Raw genomic sequence first — 22,451 nt, 5'->3', positions numbered from 1 at the left:
AGAGAGAACGAGAAGATTTATTCTCTATATGAGCTCATTATTAAATTCAAAATAAAATGACACTAGAAGAATTAAAAAAATCAGATAATATCATATTTGAATGTATTGGAGGAAGTAGAGCTTATGGTTTAAACACAGCAACTTCAGATACCGATATCAGAGGAGTATTTGTGTTACCTAAAGAAAAGTTCTATTCATTAGATTATATTGGACAAGTAAACAATGAGACGAATGATATTGTATACTATGAGTTAAGGAAATTTATAGAGCTTTGTTTAAAAAACAACCCTAATATTTTAGAATTATTAAATATTCCAGAGCATTGTATTCTAAAAAAGCACCCAATTTTTGATGAAGTAAAGTCAGGTTTATTTCTATCAAAATTATGTAAAAATACATTTGCTAATTATGCTTTCACTCAGATTAAAAAGGCTAGGGGTTTAAATAAAAAGATTGTAAACCCAATGGAAAAAGAACGAAAAAGTGTTGAGGATTTTTGTTTAGTTCGGAAAGAAAAAGAATCTATACCTCTTAAAACCTTTTTAGAAAAATTCAATTTTAAAAAGAATCATTGCGGATTAGCAAAAATTCCAAATATTAAGAATTGCTTCAACCTTTTTTACAATGAGAAATTAAATTACAAGGGAATTACTAACCATAATGCTAACGAAGTTTGCTTGAGTTCAATTCCGAAAGAAGAACAACCAATAGCACTATTATATTTTAATAAAGAAGGATATTCATCGTACTGTAGAAAATACAAAGAGTATTGGGATTGGGTGTCCAAGAGAAATGAAAAACGTTATAAAGGTAATCTATCTCACAATAAAAACTATGATGCAAAAAACCTAATGCATACGTTTCGCTTATTACATATGGCAAAAGAAATAGGAGAAAAAGGAAGTATTAATGTTAGAAGAAATGATCGAGATTATTTACTATCTATAAAAAATGCAGAATTCGAGTATGACGAATTGGTAGAAAAGGCAGAGTTTAAGAAGTCAGAATTAGAAGTTATTTATGAGAATTCAGATTTACCTGACAAACCAGATAAAAGAGACGTTAACAAGTTATTAGTAGAATTAAGAAATAAGTTTTATAAAAAATGATTAGATTAATTTAAAATCAATCTAATAGGTAAAATCAACTAAAAATATCATATTTGCAGCAGTTCATTGAAATGGCTTAGAAATTTTATGAGATATGTAAGGCAATAGTGTTTTACATAATTTATAAAATACAATACTAATGAATTGGAAAATTCAAAAATTAAATAATGGAGAAACCATTATTTCAAAAGAGCCAGGTAATTCTATGTTACCTATTTTAAAGTCTAAACAACCTGTAAAACTAAAACCAATAAACTGGGAAGATTGTAAGGTTGGCGATATTGTTTATTGCAAAGTTCGTGGAAACTGTTTTACGCACCTTGTAAAAGGAAAAAACAATAAAAGAGGTTTGTTAATAGGAAATAATCATGGAAGAATAAACGGATGGACTAAGAATGTATATGGAATAGTAGTAGAGATATTACCAATGCCATAGGCATTTTAAGAAAGAAAAAAAGAGAATGAAGGTTCTCCATATTTTATAAATTAATAAAACGAAATTTAACCTATGCCAATGCAATTTATACACATATCGGACGCTCAAAAGCGATTTTTATGGAGTTATCAATAAGGTTATGGTAGTATAAAATCACTAAAAGCGTCCAAATTATAAAATTTGGACGCTTTTTTTATATAAAATTTCAAGTCTTTGAAATCAACATGTAAAATGCTACATAGCTTACAACCAAGAGGTTACTAATCTGAAGAAATTCGGACAGGACACTTATGTATCTAAACTAGTATAAGAGATTGATTTTCAGTAAAATAAAATCATTTTAAACTTGTGTAATTCAAAAAAGGCTCACATCTTTGCACCAGTAATTTTTATACAGAGCGCAGTTCAAGTATAAACATACTAAACAACAAAACAATAATTTTTAAAAACGAAGTAACCATGTTCAAATATCAATTAAACATAAGTACAATAAAAGAACCAGGTTCTTTTGTACACATGCTTCGCGATTTTCTTCATACATAGAGATAACAACAACTTATATATGAAAAATCCGAAGCCTCAATAACGTTTCGGATTTTTTATGCTACACATTTCCGTATAGTTTTCAATTTCCGAAGCTAAGAGAAAATATTGATACAAAGCACTAATTAGAAAATTGGTGCCCAACCTTATAATGTCTCAACATGGGAAATAAACTAAAAGGAAAAGATCTAATCAAATTAGGCTTTCCAAAAAACAATAGTATAAATATTGCCTTAGGGCAAATTAACCGATATAGAAAAAAAGAAAAAAAAGAACGCATTTTAGAAGAAGCGAAACAAGTACTGCTTTATCCAGAAAAATATCAAGGAAATGCTATTTGGGGTAAAGTTGCTGAAGGTTTAACCAAGCCTGTTGAAATTAAAATGCATCAGTTAAGAAATACAAGAGCACCGTTTTCTATTTATGGAGAAAATGAAATTGATGAACAAGCTAAGTTTCAGTTATACGATGCTTTAAAATTACCTATAGCAGTACAAGGAGCTTTAATGCCAGATGCACATTCAGGGTACGGATTACCCATAGGTGGCGTGGTTGCTACAGAAAATGCAGTAATTCCGTATGGTGTAGGAGTAGATATTGGCTGTAGAATGGCATTGAGTATTTTTCCGATGAAAGCTTCTTATTTAAAAGGTAAGCAACATCAATTAGAAAATATATTGAAAGAACATACCAAGTTTGGAATGTATGAAACACATGATAAAAAGCAAGATCATGAAATTTTTGAACGTAGTGAATTTCAAGATATCCCTTTACTAAAACGGTTAAAAGTAAAAGCATATAATCAATTAGGAACCTCAGGGGGTGGAAATCACTTTGTAGAGTTCGGAGAGGTAACCATAACAGATGAAGATAATGAATTTAATGTACCTATAGGGGAATATGTGGGCTTATTAACGCATAGTGGATCACGTGGATTGGGAGCAAACATTGCAAAACACTATACCTATTTAGCGAGTAAACAATGTCCGTTACCTAAAAACGTACAACATTTAGCATGGTTAGATTTAAATACGCACGATGGACAAGAATATTGGTTAGCTATGAATTTAGCGGGTGATTATGCAAAAGCATGCCATGATAACATTCATAAACGAATAGCAAAATTATTAGGTGTAAAACCATTAACTATGATTGAAAACCATCACAATTTTGCGTGGAAAGAACAAGTAAACGGAATTGAGCGTATTGTACATAGAAAAGGAGCAACACCCGCTAATAAAGGAGCATTAGGTATAATTCCGGGATCTATGACTGCACCAGGATACATTGTTAGAGGTCTAGGAAACCAAGAGAGTTTGCAATCGGCATCACACGGAGCAGGAAGAAAACATTCAAGAAGAAAGTGTAAAGAGAAATTTACCAAAAGTGATATTAAGCATCAATTAAAAATGAACGAAGTTATGCTCATTGGAGGTGGAGTAGATGAAGCTCCTATGGCGTATAAAAATATCAAAAAAGTAATGGTAAATCAGCAAGAATTAGTAGAAGTATTAGGAACCTTTACACCTAAAATTGTACGAATGGATAAGTAAAACAACAATTGTCATTACGATGGAGGAAACAAAATGAAGTAATCTGCTTATTGATTAACAGATTACTTCGTTTCACTCGTAATGACATGAATAGAAAATTAAATGGACATAAAAATAATACAATTTACAGCAGGTCGTGGACCTTCAGAATGCTGCTGGGTAGTAGCAAAAGTGCTAAAAGCATTTATAAAAGCTGTAGTAGAACATAAGATAACGTATGACATTCTTCATAAAGAAAGTGGGATAGAGAATGGAACCATACAATCAGTAAGTGTTCAATTAAAAGGAAATAACCTGTCTTTATTTTTAAAAGATTGGTTGGGAACTATTCAATGGATAGGAAAATCAACCTTTAGAAAATACCATAAACGTAAAAATTGGTTTATTGGTTGTTTTGAATTGGAATATAATAATGAGTTAACCATACAAGAAAAAGACATCGAGTTTCAGGCAATTAGAAGCTCTGGACCTGGTGGACAACATGTAAATAAAGTAAGTTCTGCTGTACGAGCAAAACATAGCACAACAGAAATTCAAGTATTGGTTTCGGAAAGTCGTTCACAGCATCAGAATAAAAAAATAGCTGTACAACGTTTAAAAACCTTGATAGCAAATCATAATATAAATCAATTACAAAACACCATAAAACAAGAGTGGGAAAACCATTTAGACTTAGAAAGAGGAAATCCAGTAAAAGTATTTGTAGGAACTGATTTTAAAGTAAAAAACAACAAAAAAAGATTTAAAACAACACGTAATCAATTAAAAAGCGATTTGCGTAAACAATTATATTAAGATGAAAACATTAGCAAACAATTACATATTTAAAGCATTAGATGCTTTTCCTTATGAATTAGAAGAAACAATGGAGGCATTAACATATGCTTTGGCGTATGAAGAAAAAAATATAGTAGCGTTGTGTTTAATGGGACGCATTTACGCAGAACACTTAGGTGATTTTGAAAAAGCAAAACTGTATTATACAGAGGCTTTAGCAGAAAACATGTATGCTTTTAACGTATATCCGCATTATATTAATGTGTTATTATGGAATGAAGACTATGAAGAAGCTGAACGATTCATTGATTTCGCATTAACCGTAAAAGGTTCCGATAAAGCTATTTTATATACCGGTAAAGCCCAATTATATGAACAGAAAGAAGCGTATAAAAAATCATTACAAACTTTAAAGCTTGCTAAAAAGTACACGTATAATAGAGACTATATGCGGACTGTAAGAGAACATATAGAACGTGTAGAGGATAAACTTCCTAAGAAAAAGAAGAAAAAAAGTAAGAAAAATCAAAAATAATTTTTAGTACGCAAAAACATTGCGCAATATAGTGTAATATTTGCAGTGTAATTATGAAAAAGATGTTTGCTGTGAGATAAAAATTGCAAAGATGTTTGCTGTGAGATAAAAATTGCTATGAAAAGCCTCATTATAACAAAGGGTATAATGAGGTAGTTATAAAAGTTCATTTACATATTATAAATAAAAATATCAAGCAAGTCTTGTTGCGTGTTTCTGTATAGCACCATTGTATACACTCTTACAGTATTTGTATTAGAATTGTATATGCAACTAGTCTTGAAGGTTTTGATTATTCACCAAAAAATAATCGCACTCTATGTACGCAGGTTCGAATCCTGCCATAACGAAAGTTATGTAGCTAAGTCCGGTTAAAGCAATAGAGAAAATTCGTGTGGGTTCGAATCCCACTATCCGAAAGGATATGGCGGAATGGTAGACGCGCTAGATTTCGGTTCTAGTAATTATGGTAAGCCTAACGGCATGTCGGTTCGAGTCCGACTTCACGACTTGAGAAAAGTCATCAGGAAGCTCATCACCTTGTAAAACTGATGAACTAAAAGTGTTGAATGTTTAATGAGTTTTTAAATAAACACTTATAAACGTACTTTGAAATAATAACCATTACATAAACAATGTATTGATTTTTAGTATGTCAGTTATAGTATCAATTAGTATAACCCATGTAGTAAACAACAATACAAAAGCTATGCAATCTTATTATTTCCGTGGGCTTATAAGCATTAACATTCAGTACTTTTTACAAAAACAAACAAATTTCTCCATGGTGAGAAAACAACGTATAAACAATTAAAAACAAAAAGATTATGAAAAGAATAACAATTAATCAAGGAAAAGTAGGATTAGTATTTAAAAAAGGAGATTACATAAAGGTAATTAAAGGGGGTACACATTGGTTAGGATTTAATCAAACAGTGGCAGTATATGATTTAACAAAAGATTTTTATGCATCAGTAGCTTTAGAGGTGTTGTTGCAAGACGCAACTTTAGCAGCAATGTTAGAAGTTGTTGAAGTACAAGACAACGAGTTAGTTTTTATGTATGAAAACAACAACTTTAAAAGAGTTTTAAATGCAGGAAGACACGTTTTCTGGAAAGGATTTATTACTAGAACCTTTCAAAGAATAGATATAAGCAAGATTGAGATTACTGAAAAAGTTGATGCTTCTTTATTCAGTAATTATGAAGTAAGCAAATATGTTAGAACTTTTGAAGTTGCTGCCTACGAAAAAGCGGTGTTGTTAGTGAATGATACCTATCAAAAAACATTGGTAGGAGGGACGTATAGGTTTTGGAAAAATGAAACAACTATTAAAATAGCGAAAGTAGACACCAGACAATTACAATTAGAAATTGCAGGTCAGGAATTGTTAACTAAAGACAAAGCAAATGTTAGAGTTAACTTTTATACGCAATACAAAGTAATTGCTATTGAAAAAGCGTTATTGGCTAACAAAGACTATGAAAAACAATTGTATGTAAACATGCAATTGGCATTAAGAAAATATGTAGGGCACTACACATTAGATGAATTATTAGCAAATAAAGAAGATGTTTCTACAGCTGTTTTTGAAGAAACCAAATCGAATGCTGAAAAATTAGGTGTAGTAATTCAAGGTTGCGGAATTAGAGATGTTATTTTACCAGGAGAAATGAAAGAAATCATGAATCAGGTATTAGTAGCACAAAAGCAAGCCCAAGCTAATATTATTACCAGAAGAGAAGAAACAGCCTCAACAAGAAGCTTATTAAATACTGCTAAATTAATGGAAGACAACGAAATGTTGTTTAAGTTAAAAGAAATGGAGTATGTAGAAAAAATTGCTGATAAGATTGGAGAAATTACAGTTACTGGAAACGGAAATGTAATTAAACAGTTAAAAGAAATATTTGTAGCTAATAAATAATTACATTGGCAAAATTAGAATTTTAGAAGTTTAGAAGTTAGGTATAAAAAATATATAATTTGTTTATATCTAAAACCTAACTTCTAAATTCTTTTACTTTTAAATAGTTTTCAGACGGAGATATAAGAATTATATTTAACATAATATTTAAAAATATAATTCAGAAACTTCAACGAATATTAAACACTTATAAAAAAGATTGTTACAGGTTATCTACATGTGGATATGAATAAAATTACAGTGTTGTAAAATGACTGTAACAAATTTGTAGATACCATAAAACATATCTACAATTAAATAAAAAACACTTCGTCATTCTATTTACACAATTTAAAATGTACTATAATTAATATTATGTAAAATAGAAACTAAATTATTTAACCATTAATACCTTGAGAAATTTCTTCTTGCAATAAATTGTTTTAACCAAAATGTGTAAGTCTGATACCAAAATGTATAAGTATTGTAGGATAATACGGCTATAAATTTGCATTGTAATTAATTCTATAGCTGTACAGTTGCTATAAACAGAATCAAGAGCAAAAAAGTATAACAGATAACACAATATCGACTAAAAAAGAAAAATGATGAACAATTTAAAAGCAGGAAAAAATAGTGTGACATTCACGTCATTTGGAGTAGAATTAGCAGGAGATCTTTACCTACCTAAAGGATTTGATTCAAACAAGAAGTACAAAGCCATAGTAAGTGCTAGTCCGTTTCCACAAGTTAAAGGACAGATTATGGCAACCTATGGACCAGAAATGGCAAAAAGAGGGTTTGTTTTTTTGGGATTTGATTATTTAGGAATGGGAGATTCTCCAGCATTACCAGGAGAACATAAAAAATCTAGATACATGTTTAGATTAATAGAAAATACTTGGGATGCAGTATCTTATCTCGGTACACATCCTTTTATAGAAGAGATTGAAGGACTAGGTGTTTGTCAGGGTGGTTCTATCATTGCATCAGCAGCAGTTACAGACCATAGAATTAAGAAAATAGCAATGGTTTCTGGTATGATGGCAGCAGATGGTTTTCAATGGTTAGGTAGAGAAGTTACAGACCCTATGATTGCAGCTGCTAATGACTCTATGCAAAAACAGTACGAAACTGGAGAACCTGATTATTATGCTCCATTTGGATTAGATGATGAAATGACTAAAGAAGAGTTTGTTACTACTGCCGCTTACCCAGTAATGGCAGAAGAAACGTATAATTACTATGGAAAAAACGGTGAAAAAGGCCCTGGAACTGTTAAAAATGCTTCAAACATACATATTGCAGACCAAGCCATGCAGTCTTTAATTTCTATTGGAGAGGCTTATGCAGATAAAATTGTACAACCAAGTTTAGTAATATATAGTACCAATGCATCTACTGCCCCCTGCTCTACCCAATTTATAGCAAAACTTACTAATGATAACACAACATTAGCATTTGATGAGTTTACTCATGTAGATTTTTATTATAAGCCTGAAGCTGTAAAAGCATCAACAGATGCTGTAGCAGAATTTTTTAATAAATAATTTAGATAGAATTTTTACAAGTATTAAACTCCTAATCGATTAATAACGTCTTAAGCTTTTCAATATGAAAATACAAGAACTAGAAACACTAGTGAAAGGACAGAAAGTACATCAAATTAAATGTGGTAATCATCGTTTTATTGATATCACTATCGTCGCAATTGAAGGACGTTTTTTTGTACGTCAATATAAGTTCGGAAAACGAAGCTGGTATCATGCTTTTTTAAAGCATCCTGAAGGTACTATGAAAACTGGTAACACAGTTGTAGATATTGATGGTGTTATTCCTACGGATTTAGAAGAAATAAACCCTAAAGTAAATAAAGCATATCTAAAATTATTAGGATTGATTTATCCAGTAATGCGATTGACATTTGACACAAAAAAACATGAAGCGTCTACTTTAGAGCTTATTCCCAAAAGTCTATGAAAAATAGTATACAAAAAATTATAAAAAAAATGTTGATTACCCTCTTATCACTTATTGGTATTTTGATAGTTGCTTACGTTTTGATTGTCAAATTTTATCCTTCTTTCGGTGGCGACGTCACAAAAAAAGATTACCAATCTTATACTAGTTCTAAACAATACGAAAATGGCAAATTCCGTAATAAGGATGCAAACGTTCCGCAAAATTTAGGGTTTAATGATATGGTAAAATTATCCTGGAAATTCTTTACTACCAAAGTTAAAAACGGAAGACCAAAGCAAGACTTACACGTTCAAAAAATAGATTCGATAAATGTTGCTGATTATAAAGGTGACACAGGCTTCATTTGGTATGGGCATTCGGCTTTCTTAATGCAAACACAAGGAAAAAACATTCTAATTGACCCAATGTTTGGTAAAGTAGCTGCACCAATGAACTTTTTAGGTGAAAATCGTTTTAATAAAGAGATACCTCTAGAAATTGAGAAATTACCTAAAATAGATGCTGTAGTCATTTCCCACGACCATTACGATCATTTAGATTATGAAAGTATTGAAAAGCTAAAATCAAAAGTAGAACACTATTTTGTTCCACTAGCCGTTGGAGTGCATTTAAAAGCTTGGGGAATTTCCGAAGAAAAAATTACGGAACTTGATTGGTGGGGAGAAACAACATATAAAGGTTTGCAGTTTATCTGTACACCATCTCAACATTTCTCTGGTAGAAAAATGAATAATCATCAGAGTACTTTATGGAGTTCATGGATAATCAAAACACCAACTGATAACATCTTTTTTAGTGGAGATAGTGGTTATGGTGAACACTTTACAGAAATCGGCAACAAATATGGACCATTCGATTTTGCAATGCTAGAATGCGGACAGTACGATGAGCAATGGCAAGACATACATATGCTTCCAGAGCAAACTGCGCAAGCAGGCGTAGATTTACAAGCAAAAAAAATAATGCCAATTCATTGGGCCGGTTTTAAACTGGCATTACACTCTTGGACAGACCCAATTGAACGTGTTACTAAAAAAGCAAATGAACTAAACATACCTTTGGTAGCACCAAGAATTGGCCAAACATTTACCATAAATAATATCGAAAACAGTGATTCCAGCTGGTGGAATGAATATTGATAATAAATCGTAGATTTACAAAGTACAGAAATCATGAAAATGTCAAGTCTTAACTTCAATTCCATAACAGAATTCCACGACCATTTTAGTTTAAAAGTTCCTGAAAATCCTTTATTTAGTATTATCCATACCGAATTAGAAGAAGATGAATATGAGAGCTGTGAAGCTTATGCTTTTGATGAACCTGTAGAAATAAATTGCCAGTTTTATGGTATCAGCCTAAAGAACATTATTTCAGGGGAACTCTCTTATGGACGTACTAAATATGATTGTACTAAAGGAACAATGTTGTTTACAGCGCCAAACCAAACTTTAATATTTAAAGATTTGGTGTTTAGTTCAGAGAGTTATCATATAGCATTTCATAAAAATTATATACAAAGCCTTGATATTTATGAAAAAATCAAGACCTATAATTTCTTTAATTACAATGTAAACGAAGCACTTCATCTATCACCTAAAGAAGAAGAGATAGTAAAAAATATTTTCAAGAGTATTAAAGCCGAATATTATAATAATCATGATGAGTTTAGCAAAGAAATCATTATTTCTCAATTAGAAACTTTATTAAAGTATGCTGATAGATTTTACAAAAGACAGTTTTTAAATAGAACTGATAATAACAAGATTTTAATTACCAAATTTAAAGATATATTAAACACCTATTTTGAACAAAACTTATTTGCTGAAGAGGGAATCCCTACTTTAGATTGGATGGCTACACAATTAAATGTAAGTCATCGTTATATGAGTGACACTATAAAAGCTGAGACAGGAAAGACAGCTGTAGACCAAATCAATTTATTTTTAGTTGATGAAGCTAAAAGTTTATTGTTGAATCCAAATTTTTCAATATCTGAAACGGCATATAAACTGGGGTTTGAATATCCTCAATATTTCACTAGAGTTTTTAAAAAAAAGGTAGGAATGAGCCCAAAAGAATATATAAAAAAGTATTCTTCTTTGAATTAGATTTTAATTATTGGAAAGGCTTATGCAGATAAAATTGTACAACCAAGTTTAGTAATATATAGTACAAATGCATCTACTACCCTTTGCTCTACCCAATTTATAGCAAAATTTACCAATAATAACATAACATTAGCATTTGATGAATTTAGTCATGTAGATTTTTATTATAAGTCTGAAGCTGTATAAGCATCTTTCGATGTTATGGCTTAGTTTTTTTATAAACAAGGGTAAATATAATTCACCCTAGTTTACTCTTTATTTTTTTATTTAATTATTAATAATATCTAAAATATTTTTTAACAAAAAAGTAGGGTTATTTTAATTATAACTGTTTCATAAATTGTAAGATGTATATAGTATATGACGCTGTTCTGAATAAAAAGCCCCTTCACTTTATTACATTTTTTTGTTTCACTACATTTTATTCTTGGCAGCGTCTTTTTTATTAGACATATATAGTTTATAGTATTGTTTGTTTAAGGCTGTTAAAAAAGCAGCCTTTTTTTAACTTTTATCCATACTTCTAACTAAAATAAAGGCAGTATTTTTGCATAATGCAAAAAAATAATCAATCGAAATTAGAATTCATTGCTTTAATGGCTTCTCTAATGTCATTAGTAGCTTTATCAATAGATGCATTACTCCCAGCTTTAGAACAAATAGGTATTAGTATTCGAGTTCAACAAGGATCACACGATAGTCAATTATTAGTAACAATGATTTTTTTAGGACTAGGCTTTGGGCAATTAATTTCTGGGCCAATTTCTGATAGTTTAGGAAGAAAGCCTGTTATTTATGGTGGTTTTATACTTTTTGTTATTGCAAGCTTTATTTGTGTTAGTGCTACAAACATAGAAATGATGGTTTTAGGAAGAGTCTTACAAGGAATAGGACTCTCTGCTCCTAGAACAATTAGTATTGCCATGGTTAGAGATAGTTTTAGTGGAAACTACATGGCTAAAATTATGTCGTTTATTGTGGTGATTTTTATTTTAGTTCCTGTTGTAGCTCCTGCTATTGGTAAGTTAATGTTGGATGCTTACGGATGGAAATCTATATTTTATAGTCAACTAATATTTGGTGTTTTAGTAATGTTTTGGTTATGGAAGCGCCAACCAGAAACTCTTCAAGAAGAAAACAGAATTAAGTTTGCATTTCGTTTATTTTTAGATGGTTCTAAAGAATTTATAAAATATAAACAAGCTGTAATTTTTACACTTATATCTGGTTTTATTACAGGGTCATTTATGGTATATTTAAGTGCTTCACAGCAAATTTTTCAAGAGCAATATTTATTGGTAGACGAATTTCCATATATTTTTGCTGGTTTAGCCATTTCTGTTGGTTTTGCTACCTTTTTAAATGGTTCATTTGTTATGAAGTTTGGAATGCATAAACTCGTTTCATTCTTTTTAATTATGTTTTCAATTGTTCCCATTATTTATATAACATTATTTTATCAAAAGGAAAATCCAAGTATTGTAGTATTATTAATCTTCTTTGCACTACAGTTTTTCTCTATCGGATTTTTATTTGGAAATCTTCGAGCATTAGCAATGCAACCTGTTGGACATATTGCTGGAATTGGAGCTGCAATTAACGGATTTGTATCTACCATTATGGCAGTACCAATTGCTACATTTATAGGAAAATATGTTGAAACCACTACTCTCCCACTTTTTATAGGTTTTTTTATATGTGGTGCGTTATCTTTACTCCTTTTAAACTTCTCCAAATTAAAACCAGTAAACGAATAGTATAATGAAGCTAGATGTTATTTATGAAGATGAATATGTGTTGTGCGTATCAAAACCTAATAATGTTGTTGTACATCACGCGCATCATTCTAGAAATGTTGCTGATGAAGATTCTTTGTTACAAATAATTCAACAGCAATTCAATCAAAAAATGTATCCAATTCATCGTCTTGATAGAAAAACGTCTGGAATTATATTACTTTCTAAGGAAACAAAGTTTGTAGCTAAGTTTCAAGAACTGTTTACTAATAATGAAATACAAAAAACGTATTATGGAGTTGTTAGAGGTCATGCTCCTGAAACTAAAATTATAGATTCTCCAGTAAAAGGAAGAGACGCCAACGTGCATAAAGATGCAGAAACACATTTAAGTACTATAAAAACGGTTACAGTAAATATTCCTGTAAAACCTTATGACACATCTAGGTATAGTTTGGTAAAGTTAGCCCCTAAAACAGGTAGATTACACCAGTTACGAATCCATATGAACAAAATTAGTCATCCTTTAATTGGAGATCCTAAATACGGTGATAAAAATCACAATACAATGTTTATTGATAATTTTGATTGTGAAAACCTTTTTTTACACGCTTATTCTTTAGAGTTCATTCATCCATATTCGAATAAAAAATTATTAATTAAAGCTGATTTTCCTAAGGATTGGTATGTAGTTTATGAAAAGTTTAATTGGAGTTTATAATAACAGTCTCCTTATACTCTACACTTTTTTATAAATTAAATACTGTTTTTATTTGAATAGAAACAGTTAATTTATTGAAAACAATAAAAAAGGGTAGCATAATTATGCTACCCTTTTAACTTTTTTAAAAATAGTTTTTTAAATATCTTTAAAAATTGCGTGCATTAAACGCTTTTTATCATTGATGCTTTCTTCAAGAGCAATCATTGTTTCTGTTCTATTAACTCCATGAATATCATCTATTCTGTAAATAATGTCTTTTGCATCGTTAGTGTTTTTAGCACGTACTTTACAGAAAATATTATATTTTCCTGCAGTTACATAGGCTACAGTTACATTAGGAATCAACCTTAAATTATCTAAAACATGTTGCGTCATAGATGTCTTCTCTAAAAAAATTCCAACGTGAGCAATAAATGAATACCCCATTTTTTCATAATTCAAGGTTAAAGTAGATCCTTGAATAATTCCTTCGTCTTCCATTTTTTTTACGCGTACATGTATAGTACCTGCAGATACTAACAGTTTTTTTGCAATGTCTGTAAATGGTGTACGAGCATTTTCAATTAAAATGTCTAAAATTTGATGATCGATTTCATCTAGTATGAACTTCTTCATTTTTTTGTTTTCTTCAAGTAATATTGCTAAAATATGGTTTTTTTCTAAAAAAAATAAGTTTTATTTAAAGAAAGTAGAATTTTTAACTGTTTTTTATGAATTCTTTGTGAGCTAAACACATAGATAAGTTACCTTCTTTTTCCTTTGTTAAAACGAGTGCAAATTTATCATTTTCTATAGTTTCTACATACTGATATGCAACATCTTTTTCATTATTTTTTGATCGATAAATCACATCGTAGAAGTTCTTGATATTGTTAGGGATAGCTAAATATTTTTTAAACTCTTTAAAATTATTTGTTAAAGAAATATGATAAATCCCCTGTAAAAGCGCATAAAAATTGAATTTTCTAACCTCTTCCCTTTCGTAATCACCTGCAAAATGTCCTGCTTCAATTAGTATTGTATTATGTCCTAACTTTTGAAAATTGTCTCCTGTTGCTGTAGGGTAAAATTCATCCGTATAACGACCAACATGATTGGGTATGATTTCTTGTAACAAATCATTCATAGCAACAATTACATTCATTGTTTCTTTTCTCCCTTCTGTAATTGTTCTTTTTTCTTCTTCTGAAGGGGCCAAAAACGATATTGTTGCTGGGTTTTTAGTTCCTTCAACACCAAAAATAGTTCTTTGATCATGTAAATTGAAGCAAAATTGAGGATTTACCTCTTCTAAAACACTACGTAAAAGTTTACTTTCTTTGGCTTCTAACTCAACAGCATCTCTGTTTAAGTCTACATTGTTAGCATTAACACGTGTATATGCTTGTGCTCCATCTGGATTTAGCATAGGAACAATGGTAATACTACAATTATCTATAATAGATTTTGTTATTTGGTGAGTAGGAAAGCGTTGTAAGAAGTTTAAAAAATCGAATACAGCTTTGGTTCCAGTACTTTCGTTACCGTGCATTTGACTCCAAATAAGAATTCTTTTTTTGCCTTTTCCCAATTTTAATTTATAAATGGCCCTTCCTTCTTCAGACTCTCCAATAATTTTTGTTTGAATTTCTGAGTTTTGTAAGCCTAAATATAAAGGCTCTATATCTGTTAGTGTTATCCACCTTCCAGATATAGAGTCTTCTTTAATTTTTGAATAATTATCTTCTAAAAAAGAGCTTTTTAAGTGTGTCATATCATAATTATAACGAAAACCAATCAGTTACCAGTTGTTTTTCAATTGGTTCAATGGTTTTATGTACATAATCATTTTTAGCAATGTCGTATTCATAGTCCTTAGACCATTCTCCAATATTTTCAGCTAATGTTTGTAACGATTCACAAATAAATTGTACTTCTTCATTTGTAATTGTTGGATGTACTGATAAACGTACCCAACCTGGTTTTTCTGTATTACAACCTTCTAATATTTGACCTTTTATTTCATTTGATCTTATTTGATCTACATTTAATAAGAAGTGTCCATAAGTTCCTGCACATGAACATCCACCTCTAGTTTGAATTCCAAATCGGTCGTTTAATAATTTTACAACAAGGTTAAAGTGATATTTTTCAAAGTAGAAAGAAAAAATACTCAAACGATCTTTATGATCTGGAGCTAATATTTTAACTCCTTCCAAATTTTCTAAACAGTTAAAGATAATTGGGTTGATTTCATCTTCACGTTCCTTTATTTTATCAGTACCCATTTGATCTTTTACTTGAATACATAAAGCTATTTTTATAGTTTGTAAAAAAGCTGGTGTCCCTCCATCTTCACGCGTTTCTACATCATCAAAATAATCATGTTGTCCCCAAGGATTTGTATAACTAACCGTTCCTCCTCCAGGATTATCAGGAACCATATTTTTATACAGTTTTTTATTAAAAATCAACACCCCAGAACTTCCTGGACCTCCTAAAAACTTATGTGGAGAAAAGAAAATAGCATCTAAATATTCATCTTCTTTTTCTGGATGCATATTTATATCTACATAAGGTGCAGAACAGGCAAAATCGACAAAGCATAAACCACCGTAACGATGAATTAAAGAGGCTACTTTATGGTAGTCTGTCTTTATTCCTGTTACATTTGATCCTGCTACTATAGAAGCTATTTTAATAGGTCTATCTAAGTATTTTTTTATAGTTTCTTCAAACTTATCTAAACACACTAAACCTTCATCATTACAAGGAACAACCTCTACATCTGCTATAGTTTCAATCCAAGATGTTTGGTTCGAGTGATGCTCCATATGACTTACAAAGACAATAGGTCTTTTTTCATCTGGAACCTGTGTGTTTTCTTTTAAATTTTCATTTATTTTTAGTCCTAAAATACGTTGAAATTTATTCACTACTCCCGTCATACCAGAACCTTCCGTAATTAAAACATCATTGGAAGAAGCGTTTACGTGGCATTTAATAATATTTCGTGCTTCGTGATAGGCTAAAGTCATAGCAGCTCCTGATGTAGAAGTTTCTGTATGAGTATTGGCTACAAAAGGTCCAAATTTATTTAAAAGTTGTTCTTCTATAGGTCGATATAATCTTCCACTTGCAGTCCAATCTGTATAAATCATTTTCTTTTCACCGTAAGGTGTTTGAAAAGTCTGATCTATACCTACAATATTTTTTCTAAACTTATCAAAATACTGTTCTAAATCCATAGTTGAAATCTCTAGTTGTTTGTTAGGTAGCGTAAAATTAGCAGTATATTATTTGTTTGCCTAAAATAGTTATAATATTAACGTATTTATAATACTTTGTTATTAAAGTCTAAATTTACCTCCTATTAAAATGGTATTTTCAAAAAAGTAAAAACTTTGTGATGCTGTATCTATAGGGCTTTTAGTTGTTCTAACATCTGGCATATAAATATAACCTCCTTTTAAATCCGCTTGTACAAAAAAGTGTTTTAAGAATGTTATATTTAAACCACCTCCAATAGAAGCTCCGTATCCTGATAAATGAAAATCATCGTGACGCTCCATGCCTAAAAGGGTTGTGTTGGTTCTTGGGTATAAAATACCAAGCCCCACTCCTTCTGTTAAATTAATTTGTAAGTTTTCTAAGTTTAAACCAAACCAGTGACTCACATCATCAAAACGTTTTACTTCTACATTTACATAATTTAAACCGTCAGTGTGTTCAAAACGTAAAAAATCTGCTGCTAAATTGATAGTTTCGTTATTATATGTTCCATCATACTTCGCGTTTCCTATATTAATATTTCCATTAATTTTTACATCTTGATCAGCTATCATTACATATTTCATATGATCTACTCCAATAGAAATAGTATAGTTTTCTTTAAAGAAATATCCTATTCTATAATTTGTTTGAGGGATAGTTACTCTCCCTGGATTAAAATAATCATTAAAAGAAAATTTTGTTTGTCTGTCTTGAGCTTTTACATTTTGTAACGTAAAATCGTAATTTGCTCCTTTAAAACGAATATCTGAATTAGAATAACTAGCCCAGTTCCATCCCCAATAAACAAAGAATTTTCCTTTGTTAGTTACTTTTTTCTTTTGAATGATTTCTTCGTTTTTCTTCTGCGCTATTATTGATGCTGAAACCATCAGCATTAATAAACTTACTATTTTTAATTTCAAAGAACTATTGTATTATTTGTTGTATTTCAGTTATAAATCTTTTAGCTAAAGCATCTGCATTGTCTTGGCTAGTACTTTCTGTATAAATTCTGATGATTGGCTCAGTATTCGATTTACGTAGATGTACCCACTCGTTAGCAAAATCAATTTTTACACCATCAATAGTGTTTACATCTTCATTTTTATAGTTATTAGCCATTGTTTCTAAAATCTTATCAACATCAATTTGTGGTGTTAACTGGATTTTATTTTTGCTCATAAAGTAGCTAGGATATGAATCTCTTAAGGCTTTACAAGATATTTTTTTATGAGCCAAATGTGATAAGAATAACGCAACTCCTACCAACGAATCACGTCCATAATGAGATTCTGGATAGATAATTCCTCCGTTACCTTCTCCTCCAATTACAGTATTGGTATCCTTCATCATTTGTACTACGTTCACCTCTCCTACTGCGCTTGCTGTGTATGTTCCTCCATGTTTTTCAGTAACATCTCGTAAAGCTCTTGAGGATGATAGGTTAGAAACAGTGTTACCACCTCCTAATTGACCTAAAACATAATCGGCACAAGCTACTAAAGTGTATTCTTCTCCAAACATAGAACCATCTTCAGAAATTAGCGCTAAACGGTCTACATCAGGATCTACTACAATACCTAAATCTGCTTTTTCCTTCACTACTAATTCAGAAATATCCGTTAAGTGTTCTTTCAAAGGTTCTGGATTGTGTGGAAAGTGTCCGTTTGGTTCACAATATAATTCTACACATTTTACTCCTAATTCTTTTAGTAAAGCAGGAATAGCAATACCTCCAGTAGAGTTTACACCATCAACAACTACTTTAAATTTCGCTTTTTTGATGGCTTTCTTATCTACTAAATCTAGTTTTAAAACTTCTTTGATATGCTTCTTTATATAGTTCTTCTTTTTTCTATACGCTCCTAAATCGTCAACTTCAGCAAACTCAATTGTGGCATCATTTTCAGCAATCTTTAAAATGTCTGCTCCATCTTCACCATTTAAAAACTCTCCTTTTTCATTCAATAATTTTAAAGCATTCCACTGTTTTGGATTGTGTGAAGCAGTTAAAATAATACCTCCATCCGCTTTTTCTAAAGGGACAGCAACTTCAACCGTTGGTGTTGTAGATAAACCTAAATCGATTACATTAATACCTAAACCTACTAAGGTATTTGCGACTAAGTTACTTATCATTTTACCCGAAATACGGGCATCTCTACCTATTACAATGGTAATTTTTTCTTTTTCGGAGTTTTTCTTTTTTATAAACGTACCGTAAGCTGCTGCAAATTTTACAGCATCTATAGGTGTTAAATTGTCACCTGTATTTCCGCCTATGGTACCTCTAATACCTGATATAGATTTAATAAGTGTCATATTAATTTTTAATTGGTGAGCAAATATAAAGCTATTTAAGAAAGTATCCTTTAAAAAGGGAGAGCTTTAACTGTAACATTTGTTACATAAGGAATTAAAAAAACCGCTAAGCTTTACAAGCTTAACGGTTTATACATTTTAAGAAATTGTTCGGATTATTTTCCTTCCATTTTCTTCTTTAATTCAGCTAATCCACCGATATCTCCTAAAGTAGTTTTTTCTACTTCTTGAGCTTTTGCAGCAGCAGCTTTGATGTTCTTTTGTTCTTCTTCTCTAAAGATAGAAGTATGAGAAACAACAATTCTACGGTATTCTTTACTAAACTCAGTTACTTGGAACTTAGTTTCATCACCTTTAGCTAATTTACCTCCGTCTTCTTTTTCTAAGAAACGAGTTGGAGCGAAAGCTTCAACACCATCAGCAAATACTACAGTTGCACCTTTATCATTTTTCTCTTTGATAGTACCTTCGTGGATAGATCCGATTGTATAAGTAGATTCATGAGCATCCCAAGGGTTATCTTGAGTTTGCTTGTGACCTAAGTTTAATTTACGGTTCTCTACGTCTAATTCTAATACTTGAACTTCTAATTGATCACCTACAGTTACGAAATCTGATGGGTGCTTAATTTTCTTAGTCCAAGATAAATCAGAGATATATACTAATCCATCAATACCTTCTTCTAACTCTACGAATACACCAAAGTTAGTGTAGTTACGTACAGTACCAGTGTGTTTAGAACCTACTGGGTATTTAGTAGTAATATCTGTCCATGGATCTGGGTGTAATTGCTTCATACCTAAAGACATTTTACGCTCTTCGCGGTCTAATGTTAAGATTTGAGCTTCTACTTCATCACCAACTTTTACGAAATCTTGTGCAGAACGTAAGTGAGTTGACCATGACATTTCAGATACGTGGATTAATCCTTCTACTCCTTCTTCAACCTCTACAAATGCACCATAATCAGCTAAAACAACTACTTTACCTTTTACTTTATCACCAACTTTTAAGTCAGCATTTAAAGCTTCCCATGGGTGAGCAGATAATTGTTTTAATCCTAATTGGATTCTTGACTTGTTATCATCAAAGTCTAAGATTACAACGTTTAATTTTTGATCTAACTCAACAACTTCGTTCGGGTGGTTGATACGAGACCAAGATAAATCAGTAATATGAATTAATCCGTCAACACCTCCTAAGTCAACAAATACACCATAAGAAGTAATGTTTTTAACAACACCTTCTAGTACTTGTCCTTTTTCTAATTGACCGATAATTTCACGTTTTTGATCTTCTAAATCAGCTTCGATTAATGCTTTATGAGATACTACTACGTTTTTAAATTCGTGGTTGATTTTCACAACTTTGAATTCCATAGTTTTTTCTACATATTGATCGTAGTCACGGATAGGCTTCACATCTATTTGAGAACCTGGTAAGAATGCTTCAATACCAAATACATCAACGATCATACCTCCACGAGTTCTACACTTAACAAAACCATTAACGATTTCACCAGTTTCGTGTGCATTGTTAACACGATCCCAAGCTTTGATTACACGTGCTTTTTTGTGAGATAATACTAATTGACCTGAAGAGTCTTCTCTTTTGTCAACTAATACTTCTACTTTGTCTCCAACAGCTAAATTTGGGTTGTAACGGAATTCGTTTAACGAAATTACACCTTCAGATTTAGAGTTAATGTCGATAATAGCATCACGATCAGTAATACGTACTACTTCACCTTCGATAACATCGCGCTCGTTTACGAACCCTACAGTACCTTCTAAGGCTTTTTCAAATTCTTTTAATTTAGACTCATCAACTTCATCAATACCTTCTTCGTATTTGTGCCAGTTAAAGGTTGCTAAAAATTCTGCTGGATTTACAGCTTCTGCTGTGTTTTTTGTTTCTTCAGACATGTCTGAAATAAATATTTGTATCTTTTTGTTAACCAGATTTTTAACGATACTAACGCCAAGAGAAATTAAACTTAATAAATGTTATTTTCTATCCTTTTTAAATCTGTACTCGTAAAAAGGCCTGCAAATTTACGAATAATTATTGAAGTAACCTAAAATGTTTTGAGCTTAAGTAAGTTAAGATATATTATAGCTTTATTAGTTCATCTATAATAAACCTATATGTTAATAGAATAGTTATATTTTGTTTGGTCAGCCCATTCAAGTTTGGAGATAATTCAGCAATATCTTGTAAATATTCAAAGCTAGTTTTGTTTGGAGTATCATAAATAGTTCCCCAGTCTAACCCTAAAAGCACGTCGTGTCTTTTGAATTTAAATTTAGTTCCAATTACAAAGTGTATCTGATTTCCATCTAAAATAGTGTTTCTCAATTTTGTTAATGAAACCTTTTTGTTTTCGTAGGCTAAATTATTTGTTCTAAAACCTCCTGATAATTCTAATGTTGGACTTATTTGATGTGAATACCCTACTCCAAAGTTAATAACTGATTTATTACCATTGACCCAGGAAAAAGCAGAGTTTCCGGATTTTATATTTGCGACTTTATAATCAGATATTCCAGTGTGATAACTGGTACTTAACCATAATTTACTATTTTTATTTACTAGAAAACTATATCCGATAGAAAACTCCCAAGGAGTTCGTATCTCTGGAGATATATCATTATCTACAATTTGCCTGCCTAAACTATGGTCACTATCTATTCTGGTTAATTCTCCTGTATAATATCCATCTTTTAAAATTCTCAAATACTTTGGAGTAGTTATTGTAAAACCAAAGTCGTGTTTATTAGTATCGTATAAAAAACCTATTTTAGTTATAAAACCTGTGTTATCATAACTGCTAGTTTGTTCAGAGTTAAAGTAGCTATTAGAAGTGTTATTAGCTGTATTTAGTTCTTCTAAAAATACTTTATTTCTATATTCAAAGTTAGAAATACTTAGAAACTGACTAATACCTAGGTAAATATTTGATGTTAATTTAAAACTTGTTCCAACTCCAAACCAATCATCTTCGCCTTTATATTCATATTCAAAGTACTGTGTATTTAAAAGGTTACTGTTTGTGGTTTCTCTTTTTGCATTAAAAAAATCTGTTAACTCGCTTTTACTTATTTTAATAAATGCTAATTCAATATTTTTTAAATTAAATTTAAAAGATATAAGAGAAGGTTTTAGCCCATAATTAGTATTTATTTCGCTGCTTTCCCTTGCTCCCCAAAAGCTATTAAAACCAAAGCTACGAATTACAGGCTGAAATAGAGATATACTTACTTGAGAAGGAACTTTGTGTATTCCTGCAGGGTTATAAAAAGTCATACTTTCATCATCTGCTCCAGCAGCTATAGCACCTCCTAACATAGATCCTCGTATACCAAACTGTTCAGTATTATACAAAAAGTTTTGAGCTTTTATGCTCTTAATGGGTAAAACCATTAAAAAGAGGATGATAATATTTTTTCTCATTAACTTCATT

Annotated in this window: 19 protein-coding genes; 12 read left to right on the top strand and 7 right to left on the bottom strand. The window is 30.9% G+C overall.

Annotation, left to right across the window (positions count from 1 at the left end):
* The first annotated feature begins 56 nt into the window (after positions 1-56).
* The 12 genes from ACXIHB_RS02520 (at position 57) to ACXIHB_RS02465 (ending at position 13,411) form a co-directional block, all read left to right on the top strand.
* Positions 57-1,109 (top strand): nucleotidyltransferase domain-containing protein, encoded by a 1,053-nt coding sequence (locus tag ACXIHB_RS02520; RefSeq protein ID WP_462098820.1) that lies wholly within the window; start codon positions 57-59, stop codon positions 1,107-1,109.
* 139 nt (positions 1,110-1,248) lie between these two features.
* Positions 1,249-1,545 (top strand): phage repressor protein, encoded by a 297-nt coding sequence (locus ACXIHB_RS02515; RefSeq protein WP_099214383.1) that lies wholly within the window; start codon positions 1,249-1,251, stop codon positions 1,543-1,545.
* Between the two features lie 704 nt (positions 1,546-2,249).
* Positions 2,250-3,641, top strand: a complete 1,392-nt coding sequence (locus ACXIHB_RS02510; RefSeq protein WP_462098819.1) for an RtcB family protein — start codon at positions 2,250-2,252, stop codon at positions 3,639-3,641.
* A gap of 102 nt (positions 3,642-3,743) precedes the next feature.
* Entirely contained in the window at positions 3,744-4,436 is a 693-nt protein-coding gene (gene prfH / locus ACXIHB_RS02505; protein WP_462098818.1) for a peptide chain release factor H, read from the top strand.
* Between the two features lies 1 nt (position 4,437).
* Entirely contained in the window at positions 4,438-4,953 is a 516-nt protein-coding gene (locus ACXIHB_RS02500; RefSeq protein WP_462098817.1) for a tetratricopeptide repeat protein, read from the top strand.
* 827 nt (positions 4,954-5,780) lie between these two features.
* Positions 5,781-6,881: a slipin family protein gene (locus ACXIHB_RS02495; protein WP_047788784.1), complete on the top strand. Its 1,101-nt coding sequence runs from the start codon at positions 5,781-5,783 to the stop codon at positions 6,879-6,881.
* A gap of 584 nt (positions 6,882-7,465) precedes the next feature.
* Positions 7,466-8,410, top strand: coding sequence for an alpha/beta hydrolase (locus tag ACXIHB_RS02490; RefSeq protein ID WP_462098816.1), 945 nt, complete (start codon positions 7,466-7,468; stop codon positions 8,408-8,410).
* Between the two features lie 64 nt (positions 8,411-8,474).
* Complete coding sequence (locus tag ACXIHB_RS02485) at positions 8,475-8,840, top strand: hypothetical protein (protein WP_462098815.1); 366 nt, start codon at positions 8,475-8,477, stop codon at positions 8,838-8,840.
* A 29-nt stretch (positions 8,841-8,869) separates the two neighbouring features.
* Positions 8,870-9,982 (top strand): MBL fold metallo-hydrolase, encoded by a 1,113-nt coding sequence (locus ACXIHB_RS02480; protein ID WP_462098814.1) that lies wholly within the window; start codon positions 8,870-8,872, stop codon positions 9,980-9,982.
* Positions 9,983-10,021: 39 nt separating this feature from the next.
* A complete protein-coding gene (locus tag ACXIHB_RS02475) occupies positions 10,022-10,954 on the top strand; it encodes a helix-turn-helix domain-containing protein (RefSeq protein WP_462098813.1) in 933 nt (310 codons plus the stop codon).
* A gap of 554 nt (positions 10,955-11,508) precedes the next feature.
* On the top strand, positions 11,509-12,711 hold the full coding sequence (locus ACXIHB_RS02470; RefSeq protein ID WP_462098812.1) for a multidrug effflux MFS transporter: 1,203 nt from the start codon (positions 11,509-11,511) through the stop codon (positions 12,709-12,711).
* Positions 12,712-12,715: 4 nt separating this feature from the next.
* The gene (locus ACXIHB_RS02465) at positions 12,716-13,411 is read left to right on the top strand and encodes a pseudouridine synthase (protein ID WP_173360915.1); all 696 of its coding nucleotides are present in this window, start codon (positions 12,716-12,718) and stop codon (positions 13,409-13,411) included.
* A gap of 138 nt (positions 13,412-13,549) precedes the next feature.
* Here the strand turns inward: ACXIHB_RS02465 and ACXIHB_RS02460 are convergent, their stop codons facing one another.
* From ACXIHB_RS02460 to ACXIHB_RS02430, 7 genes are all read right to left on the bottom strand, one after another.
* Positions 13,550-14,029 carry an Lrp/AsnC family transcriptional regulator gene (locus tag ACXIHB_RS02460; RefSeq protein WP_047788824.1) on the bottom strand — a complete coding sequence of 160 codons (480 nt, stop codon included), beginning with the start codon at positions 14,027-14,029 and terminating at the stop codon, positions 13,550-13,552.
* Between the two features lie 82 nt (positions 14,030-14,111).
* The gene (locus tag ACXIHB_RS02455) at positions 14,112-15,167 is read right to left on the bottom strand and encodes a M14 family zinc carboxypeptidase (protein ID WP_047788825.1); all 1,056 of its coding nucleotides are present in this window, start codon (positions 15,165-15,167) and stop codon (positions 14,112-14,114) included.
* Between the two features lie 7 nt (positions 15,168-15,174).
* Positions 15,175-16,641, bottom strand: a complete 1,467-nt coding sequence (locus ACXIHB_RS02450; RefSeq protein ID WP_462098811.1) for an aminotransferase class V-fold PLP-dependent enzyme — start codon at positions 16,639-16,641, stop codon at positions 15,175-15,177.
* 102 nt (positions 16,642-16,743) lie between these two features.
* A complete protein-coding gene (locus tag ACXIHB_RS02445; protein WP_389863594.1) occupies positions 16,744-17,562 on the bottom strand; it encodes a hypothetical protein in 819 nt (272 codons plus the stop codon).
* 31 nt (positions 17,563-17,593) lie between these two features.
* Positions 17,594-18,988 carry a phosphoglucosamine mutase gene (gene glmM, locus ACXIHB_RS02440; protein ID WP_462098810.1) on the bottom strand — a complete coding sequence of 465 codons (1,395 nt, stop codon included), beginning with the start codon at positions 18,986-18,988 and terminating at the stop codon, positions 17,594-17,596.
* 155 nt (positions 18,989-19,143) lie between these two features.
* The gene (gene rpsA / locus ACXIHB_RS02435; RefSeq protein WP_047788829.1) at positions 19,144-20,913 is read right to left on the bottom strand and encodes a 30S ribosomal protein S1; all 1,770 of its coding nucleotides are present in this window, start codon (positions 20,911-20,913) and stop codon (positions 19,144-19,146) included.
* Between the two features lie 187 nt (positions 20,914-21,100).
* Positions 21,101-22,441, bottom strand: coding sequence for a hypothetical protein (locus ACXIHB_RS02430; protein ID WP_156167003.1), 1,341 nt, complete (start codon positions 22,439-22,441; stop codon positions 21,101-21,103).
* Between the last annotated feature and the right edge of the window lie 10 nt (positions 22,442-22,451).

The sequence above is a fragment of the Tenacibaculum sp. IMCC1 genome (assembly GCF_054906355.1).
The sequence above is the reverse complement of the archived record's forward strand: the minus strand, read 5'-3'. Positions and strand labels throughout refer to the sequence as shown.